Annotated in this window: 11 protein-coding genes; 3 read left to right on the top strand and 8 right to left on the bottom strand. The window is 58.8% G+C overall.

The features are described from left to right. The first annotated feature begins 83 nt into the window (after window positions 1-83). Together ACR0DT_RS20665 and ACR0DT_RS20660 are read left to right on the top strand one after the other, a co-directional pair. Window positions 84-488, top strand: coding sequence for a hypothetical protein (locus ACR0DT_RS20665; RefSeq protein ID WP_480712564.1), 405 nt, complete (start codon window positions 84-86; stop codon window positions 486-488). Between the two features lie 3 nt (window positions 489-491). Beyond that, on the top strand, window positions 492-1,724 hold the full coding sequence (locus ACR0DT_RS20660) for an HlyD family secretion protein (protein WP_480712563.1): 1,233 nt from the start codon (window positions 492-494) through the stop codon (window positions 1,722-1,724). Window positions 1,725-1,745: 21 nt separating this feature from the next. Here the strand turns inward: ACR0DT_RS20660 and ACR0DT_RS20655 are convergent, their stop codons facing one another. The 8 genes from ACR0DT_RS20655 to xdhA form a co-directional block, all read right to left on the bottom strand. Next, window positions 1,746-3,113 carry an MFS transporter gene (locus ACR0DT_RS20655; protein ID WP_480712562.1) on the bottom strand — a complete coding sequence of 456 codons (1,368 nt, stop codon included), beginning with the start codon at window positions 3,111-3,113 and terminating at the stop codon, window positions 1,746-1,748. A gap of 139 nt (window positions 3,114-3,252) precedes the next feature. Beyond that, on the bottom strand, window positions 3,253-4,326 hold the full coding sequence (locus ACR0DT_RS20650) for a BMP family ABC transporter substrate-binding protein (RefSeq protein ID WP_480712561.1): 1,074 nt from the start codon (window positions 4,324-4,326) through the stop codon (window positions 3,253-3,255). Window positions 4,327-4,357: 31 nt separating this feature from the next. Beyond that, a complete protein-coding gene (locus ACR0DT_RS20645; RefSeq protein WP_480712560.1) occupies window positions 4,358-5,278 on the bottom strand; it encodes an ABC transporter permease in 921 nt (306 codons plus the stop codon). Window positions 5,279-5,281: 3 nt separating this feature from the next. Continuing rightward, window positions 5,282-6,364 (bottom strand): ABC transporter permease, encoded by a 1,083-nt coding sequence (locus ACR0DT_RS20640; RefSeq protein ID WP_480712559.1) that lies wholly within the window; start codon window positions 6,362-6,364, stop codon window positions 5,282-5,284. Between the two features lie 36 nt (window positions 6,365-6,400). After that, window positions 6,401-7,918: an ABC transporter ATP-binding protein gene (locus ACR0DT_RS20635; protein ID WP_480712558.1), complete on the bottom strand. Its 1,518-nt coding sequence runs from the start codon at window positions 7,916-7,918 to the stop codon at window positions 6,401-6,403. Beyond that, window positions 7,915-8,850, bottom strand: a complete 936-nt coding sequence (gene xdhC / locus ACR0DT_RS20630; RefSeq protein WP_480712557.1) for a xanthine dehydrogenase accessory protein XdhC — start codon at window positions 8,848-8,850, stop codon at window positions 7,915-7,917. The genes ACR0DT_RS20635 and xdhC overlap by 4 nt, the downstream gene beginning before the upstream one ends. Beyond that, window positions 8,850-11,264: a xanthine dehydrogenase molybdopterin binding subunit gene (xdhB, locus tag ACR0DT_RS20625; RefSeq protein ID WP_480712556.1), complete on the bottom strand. Its 2,415-nt coding sequence runs from the start codon at window positions 11,262-11,264 to the stop codon at window positions 8,850-8,852. Before xdhB ends, xdhC begins: the two co-directional genes overlap by 1 nt. After that, on the bottom strand, window positions 11,261-12,622 hold the full coding sequence (xdhA, locus tag ACR0DT_RS20620) for a xanthine dehydrogenase small subunit (protein ID WP_480712555.1): 1,362 nt from the start codon (window positions 12,620-12,622) through the stop codon (window positions 11,261-11,263). Before xdhA ends, xdhB begins: the two co-directional genes overlap by 4 nt. A 343-nt stretch (window positions 12,623-12,965) precedes the next feature. Between xdhA and dnaE the strand changes: the two genes are divergently transcribed. Continuing rightward, on the top strand, window positions 12,966-16,466 hold the full coding sequence (dnaE, locus tag ACR0DT_RS20615; protein WP_480712554.1) for a DNA polymerase III subunit alpha: 3,501 nt from the start codon (window positions 12,966-12,968) through the stop codon (window positions 16,464-16,466). The last annotated feature ends 7 nt before the right edge of the window (window positions 16,467-16,473 follow it).

Genomic DNA, 16,473 nt, shown 5'->3' with positions numbered 1-16,473 from the left:
ATGCGGTTGCCTAAACTCTAAGCAGGCTTGAATTTGCGCATCAACCCATCCAAAGAAGTAACAAGCAATAACAGGAGGGCAGGGTGAGTACCGCAGACCTACACCCGATGGCCACGGGACATATTCCGTCCTACGTGACCCAGGCGGACGGCAGTGATTTTCTTTTGACGTTCATGTTTGTGTTTACCGTTCTGGTGATCGTTCTGATTGGGGTTGGATATTTCACCCTGCATTCGATCCCCGAAAAAATAGCGCATGAATCCAACCACCCTCAGTTCCAATTGGTCGGTATTCTGGCCCTGCTGGCGCTGTTCACCCATAACGGGTTGTTCTGGGTTGCTGCCATTCTGGTAGCTGGGTTCCAGTTCCCCGATGTGGCGGCCCCGCTCAGGGCCATCGCGGATGCGATCCGATCTTTGGGCAATCAACGCCCCGAAGACCCCGCCCCGGTCCAACCCACCGAACCCACCGCGCAGCAGGAGCAGTAAGATATGCTTGAGACATTGATGTGCGCGCTGGTGACGGTGCTGCCTGATTACCTTTTCCGACGCTATGTACAGGGTAAGCGGATCGGGCATGAGATCACGCTGTTCACCATGTGGTACGAACTGCGCTGGGGCCTGACCACCTGTGCCATACTGGCGCTGACCGTGATCACCACGCTGTTTTATTTCCATCCCGCCAGCAAAACAGCAGCCTCGTATTTCCGCACCGTAACGATCCTGCCGCAACTGGGCGGGCGCGTGTCCGAGGTCTATGTGCAGAACAATGAACTGGTGACCGCCGGACAGCCGATCTTCCGGATCGAGGATTTCACACAAAGGGCCATGGTCGAAGCCGCACACGCAGATATTGCGCAGGTTCAGGCGTCGCTCAAGGTGGCGCAGACCGATTTGGCCGAAGCTGAGGCTGGCATTGCCGGAGCGCGAGCCGCGCTGGACCAGTCGCTTGAGGATCTGGAACGCAACACCACGCTACGCGACGAAGGGTCCAGCGCCGTGCGTCTGGCCGAAATTGATCGGCTAGAAAACCTGGTGGCCGAGCGTGAAGCGCAATTGCGGGCCGCTGAGTCCCAGCGCGGTGCTGTCGTGCAGCAGATCGAGGAACTGATCCCCGCTCAACTTGCCAGCGCCAATGCTCAGTTGGATGCTGCTCTGACCGAACTGGACAAGACCGTGATAAGCGCTGGGGTTACTGGCCGGGTTGAACAGTTTGGCCTGCAGGTTGGCGATTTTGTCAGCCCGTTGTTGCGTCCGGCGGGTATTCTGGTGCCATCACACTCGGGCCACAACCGGTTTCAGGCCGCGTTCAATCAGATGTCGGCTCAGGTCATCAAGCCGGGTATGATCGGAGAGCTAGGCTGCATGACCAAGCCCTTCACTGTCATTCCGATGGTGGTAGTTGAAGTGCAGGATGTCATCCCCTCGGGTCAAATCCGGCCTTCGGATGAGCTACGAGATGTGCAGGCCAATACCAACCCAGGTTCGATCTTGGTGTATTTGGAGCCGCTGTACAAAAGTATGGCGGATGACATCCCACCGGGCAGCAACTGTCTAGCCAATGTCTATACCGACAATCACGAACGGCTGGAGCATGAGGATCTGGGTTTCTGGAAATCCGCAACCCTGCATGTGATCGACACGATCGGCGTTGTTCATGCCGCTGGACTGCGCCTGCGTCTGATCCTGATGCCGGTGAATACGCTGGTTTTGACCGGTCATTAAACGATCCCGGACCGCGCCGCCTTAATCGGCGGCGCGGTCCGGGGAATTCGCTTCGGTCAGCGAGGCGTAGGAATAGGCCAGAACGCAGGCCGCAAAGCCCGCCACAAAGCCGAATACCATGGTGTAGGAGCCGCTGAGGGCATAGACGGAACTGCCCAGGGCCATGCCAACCGTTCCACCCAACAGCTGAAATGTCATGGAAATCCCGCTGGCCTGTCCGTGCAGGTTCTGTGGTACGGCAAGCATGATGGCTCGCCGAGGCGGGACGAACAGAAACGGCACGCAACATCCCCACAAAATATAGCCAGCATAGATCGGCGTTGTGATCTCAAAGTGCATTCCCAGCGCGACCAGTACGATTGCTAGAGTCCCAAGCGCTGTGCCCGTCAGCGATGGACTGCGCGTTCCAAACTTGTCTGCCACCTTTCCTGCCACGGGTGCCACGAAGATTTGTGGGAACGCGATTGGTAACAGGGCGGCCCCGGCGGCCAGCGGCGAATAGCCAAGCGTGGTTTGAAAATACGATGCTCCGAACACAAACAAGGCAATCTTGCCGAACTGTGCGGTGAACAGGATCATGTTCGACGCGGCGAAACCGGGATTGGCAAACAGCGATATGGCAATCAACGGTTTTGGAATGCTTTGTTCCGCCCGAACAAAAAGGGCTAGTGCCGCAAGGCCCGCGAGCAATGCCAAAATCACTTCGGGCTGGAACCAGCCCCGATCCGGACCCTCCATGATCCCGAACACGAGTGCCGCCAGGCTGGGTACCAGCAGCACCAGACCTTTCCAGTCAAACCCAAGTTCGGGCTGATGTGGCGGGTCGCGCCAGCAGGTCCAGGCAATCGCAGCAACGGCCAGAACAATCGGCGGATTGACCCAGAATATCCAGCGCCAGGACAGGTACTCGGTCAGTATGCCTCCGACCAGTGGCCCCAGTGACAGAAAGACTGTCCCGATGCCGCCGTATAGACCAAGGGCAAGGCCGCGTTCCTTTTCATCAAAAGATTGGATCATTACCACCATCGACAAAGGAAAGATCAGCGCAGCACCAATGCCCTGAACCGCGCGTGCCGTTAGCAGCGCCAGGCTGCTTTCGGCGAACCCTCCCAGCGCTGAGGACACACCAAAGATCATAAGGCCTACGCTCAGCAAAACCCGGATGCCCAGAATGTCGCCCAACCTTCCTGCCGCGCCTGCAAAGCAGGCCAGCACCAGCAGGTAGATATTGACCACCCAATGTGCGTCCAGCCGCGACAGGTTGAGTTCAGTCCGGATGGTAGGCAAGGCCACGCTGACCACTGTTTCGTCCAACAGTATGACGCCAAGGATCGCCCCCATCGCGCCCAGTATCCACCAGCGGCTGCGGTCTTGTGCCTTGGTTTGCATCGGTTTTCCATTCCGCCGTTAATGGAGCGCTGGCTCTATCAGGTTCGGCGAGACACTGCTCGTCAAGGTCGTTTTAAAAGTGTCCTAACAAAAAAGGGCCAGCCAAACGGCTAGCCCCTCGGTGTGAGTGCAGCTCGGTTTACTGCGGAATGTCGCCTTCCAGCCCTTCGACATAGAAGTTCATGCCCGCCAGCGTACCGTCATCAGCGGTTTCGCCTTCGGCAAGCCAGTCGCTACCGTCCTGCTTTTTCAACGGGCCGGTGAATGGGTGGTATTCACCAGCGGCCATGGCGGCCTTCATCGCCAGCGCTTCTTCTTTGACGTCGGCAGGAACTGCGTCCGAGATTTCGCCAATCTCAACCATACCTTCCTTGATACCGTCCCAGGTGTTCACTGTTTCCCACGACCCATCCATTACGGCCTGGGTGCGGGCGATGTAGTAAGGCGCCCAGTTGTCGATGATCGAGGATACGCGTGGCTTCGGAGCGTATTCGCTCATGTCCGAGGCTTGACCGAAGGTGATTACATTGCCTGCCTCTTGCGCGGCCGCCTGCGGTGCGGTCGAGTCGGTGTGCTGCAGGATCACGTCAGCGCCCTGTTCGATCAGAACGGTGGCGGCATCCGCTTCTTTGGCGGGGTCAAACCACGTGTACGCCCAGACAATCTTGAACTCGACATCCGGGTTTACCTTTTTGGCGTGGACATATGCCGAGTTGATGCCACGGATCACTTCGGGGATCGGGTACGATCCGATATACCCGACGATGTTGGACTCAGTCATTTTACCAGCGATGTGGCCTTGTACGGCGCGGCCTTCGTAGAAACGGGCCGAGTATACCGAGACGTTGTCGGCAGTCTTGTAGCCGGTCGCGTGCTCGAACTTTACGTTCGGGAATTTCTTGGCCACGTTGATGGTCGGGTCCATGTAACCGAATGAGGTGGTAAAGATCAGGTCAGCACCTTCCAGAGCCATCTGAGTCATCACGCGTTCGGCGTCCGGGCCTTCGGGTACCGATTCAACGAACACAGTCTCGACCTTGTCGCCAAAGTGCTCTTCGACGGCCAGACGGCCCTTGTCGTGTTCATAGGTCCAGCCGCCGTCGCCGACGGGGCCGACATAGACGAAACCGACCTTGGTTTTGTCTTCGGCCATGGCGCTTGTCGCCAGACCCAGCGCCATGGCGGCGCTTGTCAGAAGTGTAGTGAATTTCATGTGTTACTCCCCAAGTTGGTTCAATTGGCCCCTAGTGTGAGGCATGGAAGGTTCGGCCCAGTGAGGCAGGTGCGCTGCTCTTGTCGGCCGAAAGGATCACAAGCACAAGGATCGTGATGATATAGGGCGACATTGCCAGATACTCGACTGGAATGGCAACGCCCGCCGCCTGCAAATTAAGCTGCAACACCGTGATTCCGCCGAACAAATAGGCACCCAGCAAGGCTCGCCATGGCTTCCAGCTGGCGAAGACCACCAGCGCCAGGGCGATCCAGCCGACGCCGGCTGTCATGCCCTCGGTCCACTGCGGGACGCGGATCAGGCTGATATAAGCTCCGCCGAGGCCCGCGCAGGCGCCACCGAACAGGATTGCCATGATGCGGATCTTGATAACCTTGTAACCCAAGGCATGGGCCGCATCGTGGTTTTCACCCACCGCGCGCAGGATCAGACCGACACGGGTGTATTTGAGCACGGCCCAAACTGCGGCCGTCAGGGCGATACCAACATAGAGGATCGGGTCATGCTGGAAAAGGATTGGGCCGATCACAGGAATATCGCTGATCAGCGGGATGTGAATGTCTCCCATGCTGGGCGGCTTGATGCCCACATAGCTTTGACCCAGAAGGGCACTGAATCCGAGGCCGAAGAGGGTCAGGGCCAGTCCGCTGGCCACCTGGTTAGCCAGCGCGAACTGCGTCAGAAGGACAAACAACAGCGACAGCACCGCGCCCCCGATGGCCGCCGCGATGAACCCCAACCAGGGTGATCCGGTTTCGACCGAGATCGCGAAGCCGCTGATCGCACCAACGATCATCATGCCTTCGACACCAAGGTTCAGGACGCCTGCTTTCTCGACGACCAGCTCTCCGATCGCAGCCAGAAGCAGCGGGGTTGCCGCCACCATCAGCGATGCAATCAGAAGTACGGGATTGATTTCACCTAAATCCATGGGTCACGCCACCTCGCTATGAGCCGCACGGATGCGGTAGTTGGTCAAAAGGTCGAAAGCCAGCAGGAAGAACAGCAACATGCCCTGAAACACCTGAATGGCGGCGGCGGGCAGGCCCAGCTGAGACTGCGCGATTTCACCGCCGATATAGGTCAGCGCCATTAGGCCACCGGCCAGCAGAATACCAACCGGATGCAGACGGCCCAGAAAGGCCACGATGATCGCGGTAAAGCCATAGCCTACGTTGAAGTCGATGCTGACCACGCCCGATGGGCCGGACACTTCGAACATCCCAGCAAGCCCTGCCAGCGCACCGGACAGACCCAGACAGAACAGGATCAGACGTGCCGGGTTCACGCCTGCAAATTTTGCCGCGCGAGGGGCCTCTCCGGTCAGACGGATGTGGAAGCCCAACATGTGACGGTTCAGCAGGACATAGGCAAAAATCACCGCGATCAGCGCTGTCACTACGCCCCAGTGCATTCCCGAACCTGCAATCAGTTCCGCGTTATGTGCGCTTTCATAAGACTGCAGGTTGCGTGAGCCGGGAAAGCCGAAGCCTTCCGGGTTTTTGAGGAGGCCCAGCGAGACCGAGGCCAACATTTGCTCGGCCACATAGACTAGCATCAGTGAGACGAGAATTTCGTTTGTGCCGAAACGGACTTTCAGAAAGGCCGGAATGGATGCCCACAACCACCCGCCGAACGCGCCGGCGATTACCATGATCGGAAAGATGTAGAATGCTTCCAGCGGATAGAAGGCCAAGCCAGCGCCAGCACCAAAGATGGCACCCATGATGTATTGACCCTCGGCGCCGATGTTCCAGATACCTGCGCGGAAACCCAGCGACAGCCCAATGGCGATCAGAACCAGAGGCGCACCTTTCACCAGCAATTGCGGGCGGTAGTAAAAAGCGAATTCGCCAAACAGGGGCTCCCAGAAGATGGTACCGATGGCCTCGATCGGGTTCTTGCCCAGAATGGCAAACAGAATGCCGCCGAACACCATCGTCGCCAATACGGCCACCAACGGGGTGGCATAAGACCACGCCTTGGACGGCTGAGGCCGTTTCTCCAACACAATCATCCGCTCGTCCCCCTGTTTTCATTATTTTGCAATGGATTAGACATGAGCCACCTCCATGCCATGCGCGCCACCCATCATCAGGCCGATCTCATCCACCGTCAGGCCGGTAGTTGTACGCGGCGCGCTTAGCCGCCCTTCGTTGAGGGCTGCAAAGCTGTCCGAGATTTCCATCAGTTCATCCAGATCCTGAGAAATGCAGATCACCGCCGTTCCCTTGGCGGCTAAATCCAGAATGGACTGGCGGATCGAGGCTGCCGCCGCCGCGTCCACGCCCCAGGTGGGCTGGTTTACCACCAGAACGTCAGGGTTCTGCAACACCTCGCGTCCGATCACGAATTTCTGCAGGTTGCCACCGGAAAGCGACCGCGCCGCGTTCTCTGGCCCCGGCGTGCGGACGTCGAAGGCGCTAATGATTTTTTCTGCGAAGCTTTTGGTTTCTGACCACTTTAGAAAGCCGTTATTTTCCAACCCCTCGCGGACCGAACCGGTCAGCAATGCGTTTTCGGTCAGGCTCATGTCTGGTGCTGCAGCATGGCCCAGCCGTTCTTCAGGTGCGGTCAAAACACCCAGTTTGCGGCGGGCCGTCGGGCCCAGTTTACCAATCGGCTGACCATTGAATTTGATCGCGTCAGCCGTTGTCTGAATTTCACCAGACAACACGCCCAGCAGTTCATCCTGACCGTTGCCAGCCACGCCGCCGACACCAAGAACTTCGCCTTTACGGACTGTCATGTGAACGTTCTTCAAGGCCGTCCCGAATTCCGAGGGCGACGGAACCGACAGCCCGCTGACATCCAGTGCCACCTCACCAAATTCACGACCCGAGCGTTCCGGTGTCTGCAAGGTTGAGCCGACCATCATCTCGGCCATGTCCCGCGCCGAGGTTTCAGCAGGTACACACTCACCCACGTTCTTACCCAGACGCAGAATAGTAGCGTGGTCGCACAGCGTGCGGATTTCTTCGAGCTTGTGCGAGATATACAGGATCGAGGTGCCCTCGGACCGCAACTTGTTCAGCGTTTCGAACAGGATTTCAACCTCTTGCGGGGTCAGAACCGAGGTCGGCTCGTCCATGATCAGCAGCTTGGGGTCCTGCAACAGACAGCGGATGATCTCGACCCGCTGACGTTCACCCGCAGACAGGTCACCAACGGTGCGGAAAGGGTCCAGCGGCAGGCCATAGGTTTCCGACACTTCGCGGATACGCGAGGCCAGATCACCCATCGGCGGCGGGTTCTCCATCCCCAGCGCGATGTTCTCGGCCACGTTCAGCGCGTCAAACAGCGAGAAATGCTGGAACACCATTGCGATCCCGTCGGCCCGCGCGGCGCGGGGTTCCGGTGGCGCAAACGCCTGACCGCGCAGCAGCATCGTGCCACTGTCGGGCTTGACCAGCCCATAGATCATTTTGACCAGCGTGGATTTACCCGCGCCGTTTTCGCCTAGCAGGGCATGCACTTCGCCTTCGCCGATGTCAAAGGACACCTGATCGTTGGCCACGACGCCGGGATAGGCCTTGGTCAAACCTTGTAAGCTTAGCAGTGGAGTGGTCACGCGCTCAGGTCCTTCTTCAATTCGTTCTGCCGGGCGGGACGCAGCAGGTCTGCTGCAACGCCTATGGCAATCATTTGCGGGTGTTTGCCCAAACCGGGGTCGCCGATTGGGCAGGTGATCCGGCCTATCCGTTCCGGCGCATGGCCCAGAGCCGCTAGCCGAGACCGGAATCGCGCCCATTTCGTAGCCGAGCCGATCAGCCCCGCAAAGCGGAAATCGTGCGAAAGCAGCCGGTTGCACAATTCTAAGTCCAGATTGTGTGAATAAGTCAGCACAAGATGTTCGGCATTGGTCGGTACGTGGCGCACCAACTCGGCCGGTTTCGCGACCGGAACCACTGTTACGCTGTTCGGGATCGTATCTGGGAAACGCTCAGTCGCGGTGTCGACCCATGTGACTGCCAGTTCCGGCACTGGGTGCAGAACATCTACCAGCGCTCGACCGACATGACCTGCGCCCCAGATCCACAGATTACGGGCCGGTTTGTGCACCGGCTCAATCATCCATCCGTCGACCAATTGCGGATCGGGCGCGATGCCCTGTCCGCGTGCCGCCGCCAGCAGACGTTTGACAGATAGGGGCATGTCACCACCCAATGGCGATCTCGCGATGACCGTTTCGTCCAGCGCGTTCACCGCTTTGGTATCAAAGACTTCGCTAATCAGCGAGACCGCGCCGCCGCAGCATTGGCCCATGTCAGGCCCAAGCGCATGGTGCGTCAGGCGAGAGGCCGCAGTCTGGGTCCGCGCGGCTTGGGCTGCTTGAAACTCTAGCACGCCACCCCCGATTGTACCGCATTGCCCATCCTTCCAAACCAGCATGGCCGCCCCAACTTCGCGCGGGGACGACCCCTTGATCGCCGCTAGGACCACCCGGGTTACTGTTCCGTGGGTTTTGACCGCCTCCCTCAAAGCCTCCAGGTCAAATCCCATCAGATGCCTCCCTTCATCCTTTGGACGCCGCGCCAGACTTCCTCAGCCGTGGCTGGGGCGTCCAGCGCTGGATAGTCGCCGCCGCAGGCTGCGACTGCGTTGGACAGCGCCAGCCAGGCGGAAATACCCAACATAAAGGGTGGCTCACCTACGGCTTTCGAGCGATAGATTGTGTCCTCGCGGTTCTGGCCATCCCAGAGTGCTACGTTGAAGATGTCGGGCCGGTCCGAGCAGGCGGGGATTTTGTAGGTCGAGGGCGCGTGCGTGCGTAGGTTGCCCTTGCCGTCCCAGACCAGTTCCTCGGTCGTTAGCCAGCCCGCGCCCTGCACGTAGCCGCCTTCAACCTGCCCGATATCCAATGCCGGGTTCAGCGACGCGCCCGCATCATGCAGAATATCAGTGCGCAGGATGCGGTTCTCGCCAGTCAGGGTATCGATGGCGACCTCGGTGACCGAAGCGCCATAAGCAAAGTAATAAAACGGACGGCCGCGACCCTTGATCCGGTCCCATTCGATCTTGGGAGTCTTGTAAAATCCGGTCGCAGACAGACTGACCCGGCCTTGGTAGACCATCGCCGCGGCTTCGGCGAAGGTATAGCGTTCTTCGCCGACCGAAACGTGACCGTCCGTAAAGGTGACCGTTGACGGATCAGCCTGATGCCGTTCGGCAAGATAGTTGGCCATCCGGTCGCGTATCGTGTCGCACGCGGCCTTCACCGCCATTCCGTTCAGGTCGCTGCCCGAGGACGCGGCAGTGGCGGATGTATTGGGTACTTTGGCCGTATCCGTTGCGGTGATCTTCACCATCTCTGGCGAGATACCAAAGCGCGACGCCGCGACCTGCGCGACTTTCTGGAACAGGCCCTGACCCATTTCTGTGCCACCATGGTTCAGATGAACCGAGCCATCCTGATACACATGTACCAGCGCACCCGCCTGGTTCAGGTGGGTTAGCGTGAACGAGATACCGAATTTGACCGGAGAAAAAGCGATGCCTTTCTTGATCACGCTGTTTTTGGCATTCCAAATCTCAATCGCCGCTTTGCGCGCAGCATAGTCGCTGGATTTCAGCAGGTCTTCGGTCATGCCGTGCAGCTCGAAATCAGTGACTTCCATACCATAGGGCGTTGTATTGCCGCCTTGCGGAACTGGACGCACGGGAGGGGCGGTCTCAACCTGTTCGACCGCGCCGAGACTCGTCAGGTCCTCATGCGGATCGACACGTTCCAACGGTTTCTTCGCCAGATGCTCAGGTTTCATGGTTGGCGCATGGGCAGGGTCGTAATAGTTCCGGCGGCGCAGCTCGACCGGGTCTATGTCCAACGCGTGGGCGGCGTGATCCATGACCCGTTCGATCGCGATCATGCCCTGCGGGCCGCCAAAGCCGCGATAGGCGGTGGCGGATTGGGTGTTGGTCTTCAACCGATGACTTTCAATCCGCGCGTTGGGCAGCAGATAGGCATTGTCCGAATGCAGCATGGCGCGGTCGGCGACGGGCAGAGACAGGTCCTGTGCCCAGCCGCAGATGGCATATTGCAAGAAGGACACGCCCTGAATATGGCCATGCTCATCAAACCCGGCACGATAGGAAATGCGGAACGCATGACGCTTGCCGGTGATGACCATGTCATCGTCGCGGTCATAGCGCATCTTGCAGGCCTTGCCGGTCGCACGCGCGGCAATGGCGCAGGCCACGGCCAGCGCATTGCCCTGGCTTTCCTTGCCACCGAACCCTCCGCCCATGCGGCGGGTTTCGACCCGGACGGCGTGCATCGGAACGCCCAGAGCGTCGGCAACCTTGTGCTGAATTTCGGTCGGGTGCTGGGTCGAGCTGTGTACCAGCATATCCACGCCTTCGTTCGGCACGGCCAGGGCCGCCTGACCCTCCAGATAGAAATGCTCCTGCCCGCCGAGTTCAAAGCCCCCTTCGATCACATGGGCAGCGCTTGCGATGGCCGCATCCGCGTCGCCCTTGGCATAGATGCGCGGGCCTTCTTCGAACCGACTGTCGGCGGCAAGAGCTTCTTCGACCGTAAGGATCGGGGTTTCTTCGTCATAGGCGACTTTGCCCAGCCGCGCGCCCTTGCGGGCGGCCAGATGGCTTGTAGCAACCACAAGAAACACGGGCTGGCCGATGTAATGAACGGTGCCGTCCGACAGCAACGGCTCATCGTGGATCGAGGGCGAGACATCGTTGGCAAAAGGCAGGTCTTCGGCCGTCATGACCGTCTCGACGCCTTCGGCTGCTTTGACCGCAGACAAATCCATCGCGGTGATCTTGCCCTTGGCAATCGGGCTCAAACCAAACGCCAGATAAAGCGTTCCCTTGGGCGTCGGAATGTCGTCCACGTAACGTGCGTTGCCGGACACATGCAGCGGGGCCGCGTCATGGGGAAGGGGACTGGTCACGCTCATGACGACACCTCCAGCACGTTGGTTACGTGTCCCTGATCCTCAAGGAAGTACCTTTCAAGTAGCGCCTTGGCGGTTTCCAGACGATAGGTGGCCGAGGCGCGCATATCCGTCATTGGTGTGAAGTCATCGCCAAAGGCCTGCATTGCAGCTTGCACCGTTGCGAGTGTCCACGGTTTGCTGTTCAATGCGGCCTCGACATGAGCGGCCCGTTTCGGGACGCCAGCCATGCCGCCAAAGGCGATGCGGGCCTGATCGACGATGTCGTCTGATACGGTGATGTTGAAACAGCCGCAGACAGCCGAGATATCCTGATCGAACCGTTTGCTGATCTTATAAGCCTTCAGGCGATCCGCCTGACGGGGGAAGCTGACGGCTTCGACAAATTCGCCGGGGGTGCGGTCTTGCTTGCCATAGTCGATGAAGAAGTCTTCCAGTGGCAGGGAACGGCGGGTGTCACCTTTGCGCAGATGCAGGGTGGCGTTCAGAGCGATCAGCGCAGGAGGGTTGTCCCCGATAGGTGAGCCATTGGCGATGTTCCCACCAACGGTCGCGGCATGGCGCACCTGAACGCTGGCGTATCGTCGGATCATCTCGGCATAAGACGGGTGCAGGTCGGCCAACGACTCGCCCATCCGATTCATGTCAACCATGGCGCCGAAACGGATTTCATCGTCGGAAATCGTAATGTCCTTCAGATCGTCACAGCGATTCAGGAAGATCACCGGATCAAGATCACGCAATTGCTTGGTGACCCACAAACCAACATCGGTTGCGCCCGCGACCAGAGTGGCATCGGGGTGCTCGGCATAAACGGCGGCCAGTTCGTCGGACGAACTGGGCAGCATGGGCGTTGTTGCAGGTGCAGCAAGGGGTTCGTCCTTGATCCATACGGGCACGGGGTGTTCTTCGGCGGCTTTTGCCGCGCGGATGATTGGGGCGTATCCGGTGCAGCGGCACAGGTTTCCCGCCAGCTGAGTATCATGATCTTTTGCGCCGCTGGAATGGCTTGCCACCATCGACATCACGAAACCGGGGGTGCAAAAGCCGCATTGCGACCCGTGCAAATCTACCATGGCTTGTTGCACCGGATGGGCTTCACCATTCGGGCCGCTTGCGCCTTCGACAGTGCGGACGGCTTTGCCGTGTAGTTGCGGCAGAAACAGGATGCAGGAATTCAATGCCTTGGCACCACCCTCATCCGTGACCATGACGGTACAGGCCCCGCAGTCGCCTTCGTTGCAGCCTTCCTTAGTGCCGGTCAGGCTCCGATCCTCGCGTAGCCAATCCAGCAGGGTTGCTGTCGGATTGACATCCGCCAGTTCCACTGTCTCTCCGTTCAGAAGAAACGTGATATCCATTCGAGAAACCCGTCGCCTTACCCAGTTGCGCCCCTGTGGCACTCCTTCGATGCGACGTAGAAAGAGTGGCGGGCGGAAAGCTTGCCATTAGATGTTAGAAACACGGCAGGTTCTCTGGCAAGAAAAACTGCCTATATGATATACCATTAGCACTGTTTTTCGCGAAAACAATTTACCTTTTTGGTGTTCAGAAGACTGAAAATAAAGTGTTTTCTTGTAGCGTCCCGTAATTCTACCCGAAGCACCTTCTAAAAAATCCGAATAATCAACGCTTGTTTTTTATGTCTCCCAAAGCGACGGTTCCCGCTTTTGCCGCGCCTCTGGCTGCGATAGCGTAGGCGTTATGAGCAGTACTCCTCGATTCATTCACCTCCGCGTTCACACTGAATATTCCCTGCTGGAAGGCGCTGTGCGGCTGAAAAAGCTGCCCGCCCTGTGCGAAAAGATGGAGATGCCCGCCGTTGCCGTTACCGACACAAACAGCATGTTCTCGGCCTTGGAATTCTCGGTCACCGCAAGCGGGGCAGGGGTGCAGCCGATCATGGGGTGCCAGGTGGATCTGACCTATGTGCAGGCGCAGCCGGGCGAAAAGCCGAAAATTCCCGCGCCTTTGGTGCTGCTGGCGCAGTCCGAGGTTGGCTATGAAAACCTGATGAAACTCAGTTCCTGCCTTTACGTGGATAAAGGCGGGCAGCTGCCGCAGGTCACTTTAGAGGAACTGGCAGAGCGGTCCGATGGCCTGATCTGCTTGTCCGGTGGGCCGGAAGGGCCAGTGGGAATGCTGCTGCAGCAGGGCCAGCGTCCTGCAGCTGAGGTTCTGGTGGATCGGCTGACAGCGATGTTCCCAGATCGCCTTTACATCGAACTGCAGCGTCATCCCGGCGAGGGTGGCCAGCCTGAATCCGAACGGTTGACTGAGCGTGGCCATATCGAGATGGCTTACGCCAAGAACCTGCCTTTGGTCGCTACCAACGACGTCTATCTCCCGACCTCGGATATGTACGAGGCCCACGATGCGCTGATTTGCATTGCCGAGGGTGCTTATGTTGACCAGCAGGATGGTCGCCGCCGCCTGACCGCGCAGCATTATTTTAAGTCGCAGCAAGAGATGGTGACACTGTTCGCCGATCTGCCCGAGGCGCTCGAGAACACCGTCGAGATCGCCAAACGCTGTGCCTTCATGGCCTATCGCCGCGATCCGATCCTGCCAAAGTTCGCAGATGACGAGGTTGCTGAACTGCGCCGAATCGCCAATGAGGGGTTGCAGAAACGTCTGGCCGTGATCCCGCATGCGGTGACGCCCGAGGAATATCAGGAGCGCCTGGATTTTGAACTCGGTATCATCGAAGGAATGGGTTTCCCCGGCTACTTCCTGATCGTTGCCGATTTTATTCAATGGGCCAAAGATCACGACATCCCCGTGGGGCCAGGCCGGGGTTCGGGCGCGGGCTCGCTGGTGGCTTATGCGCTGACGATCACCGACCTTGACCCGCTGCGCTATTCGCTGCTGTTCGAACGGTTCCTCAACCCCGAGCGGGTCTCGATGCCCGACTTCGATATCGACTTCTGCATGGACCGCCGCGAAGAGGTGATCCGCTACGTGCAGCAGAAATACGGGCGCGACAAGGTGGGGCAGATCATCACCTTTGGAGCCTTGCTGTCGAAAGCGGCGGTGCGCGATATCGGGCGGGTTCTACAGATGCCATACGGGCAGGTTGACCGCCTATCCAAGATGATTCCGGTTGAGGGTGTCAAACCGGTCTCCATCGAAAAAGCCTTGAAGGATGAACCCCGCCTCCGCGAAGAGGCCCGCAGTGAAGAGGTCGTGGACCGGCTGCTCACCTATGGCCAACAGGTCGAGGGGCTGCTGCGAAACGCCTCGACCCACGCGGCGGGTGTGGTGATTGGAGACCGCCCGCTCGACGCGCTGGTACCGCTGTATCAGGATCCGCGATCGGATATGCCTGCAACCCAATTCAACATGAAATGGGTAGAGCAGGCCGGTCTGGTCAAGTTCGACTTTCTGGGTCTGAAAACCCTGACTGTGATCCAGAATGCGATGGACCTGATTTTCAAGGGCGGGCGGTCTCTGCACGTCGCGGCGGACGGTACAGAGCTTTATGAGCCCGCTGACGGGGCCGAAAACCAGATCAACGCCATCCCGCTGGATGATGAGGCGACGTATAAACTCTATTCGGCGGCCAAGACCGTGGCAGTGTTCCAGGTGGAATCCTCGGGCATGATGGACGCGCTCAAGCGCATGAAGCCAACCTGCATCGAGGACATTGTCGCCCTTGTGGCTCTGTATCGTCCGGGTCCAATGGAGAACATCCCGACCTATTGCGAGGTCAAGAACGGGCTGCGCAAGATCGAGTCGGTACACCCGCTAATTGACTACATCCTAGAGGAAACCCAAGGCATCATCGTCTATCAGGAACAGGTGATGCAGATCGCTCAGGTCATGGCGGGGTATTCGCTGGGCGGTGCCGACCTTCTGCGCCGCGCGATGGGTAAGAAGATCAAAGAGGCGATGGATGCCGAGCGCCCGAAATTCGAAAAGGGTGCGGGCGAGAATGGCGTGGACGCCAAGAAAGCCTCTGAGGTTTTCGACCTGCTGGAAAAATTCGCCAACTACGGCTTCAACAAATCCCACGCCGCCGCTTATGCGGTGGTCAGCTACCAGACGGGATGGCTGAAAGCGAACCATCCGGTCGAGTTCATGGCAGGCGTCATGAACTGCGATATCCACCTGACCGACAAGCTGGCCGTCTATTTCGAAGAGGTCCGCAAGGGGCTGGAGCTGCCCTATGTGCCGCCCTGCGTGAATCGATCTTTGTCGACATTTGATGTAGTTGAAGGGCACTTGGTCTACGCGCTGGGCGCACTCAAGAACGTGGGTGTCGAAGCGATGAATCTTGTCGTCGAGGGACGCGGGGACAAACCTTTTGTAAACCTGTTCGATTTCGCCCGCCGGGTAGACCTGAAGAAGGTTGGCAAGCGCCCGCTTGAGATGCTGGCGCGGGCCGGGGCGTTCGACCAGCTTGATAAGAACCGCCGCCGCGTGTTCGAAAGCCTCGATCCGCTGGTGCAGTATTCGGCGGCGATTCACGACCAGAAGAACTCGAACCAAGTGTCTTTGTTTGGTGAGGCGGGCGATGACTTGCCCGAACCCCGCCTGTCGCCGACGCCGGACTGGTTGCCTGCGGAACGCCTGAGCGAGGAATTCAAGGCGATTGGTTTCTACCTGTCTGGTCACCCGCTGGACGACTACATGCCCGCGCTGAAACGCAAGAAGGTCATGACATTGGATGAGGTGACGGAAAAGGCGCGTTCGGGTCCGTTCATTGCCAAGATGGCCGGTGTGGTTTCGGGGCGGCAAGAGCGCAAATCGGCCAAGGGCAACCGTTTTGCCTTTGCGCAATTGTCTGATCCAAGCGGGGCGTATGAGGTCACACTGTTCTCAGAGACGCTAGAGAAATCACGCGAGTTTCTGGAAACCGGCGCACAGGTTGTTCTGTCCGCCGAAGCGACGATGGAATCCGATCAGTTGAAACTGCTGGCCCGTTCAGTGGGGCCGGTGGATTCGGTTGTGGCCGAAGCGGGTGCAACGGGCTTGCGGATCTTTGTTGACGTGCCTGAGGTGTTGCCGACGGTCGCCAAGGTGCTGGAAGACGCGGCCGGCGCGGCCAAGCGCGCGGCCAAGGGACCGATCCACATTTGTCTTCTGGACCCCGGCCTGCCAGGGGACGTCGAGATGGATTTGGGGCAAGACTTCCCGATCAACCCGCAGATCAAGGGTGCGATCAAATCTTTGGATGGCGTGGCCCTGGTCGAGGAAATCTGACCCACCC

This window comes from Ruegeria sp. BI11 (genome assembly GCF_056538005.1).
Note: the sequence above shows the minus strand (reverse complement) of the source record. Positions and strands in the feature narration are given on the sequence as shown.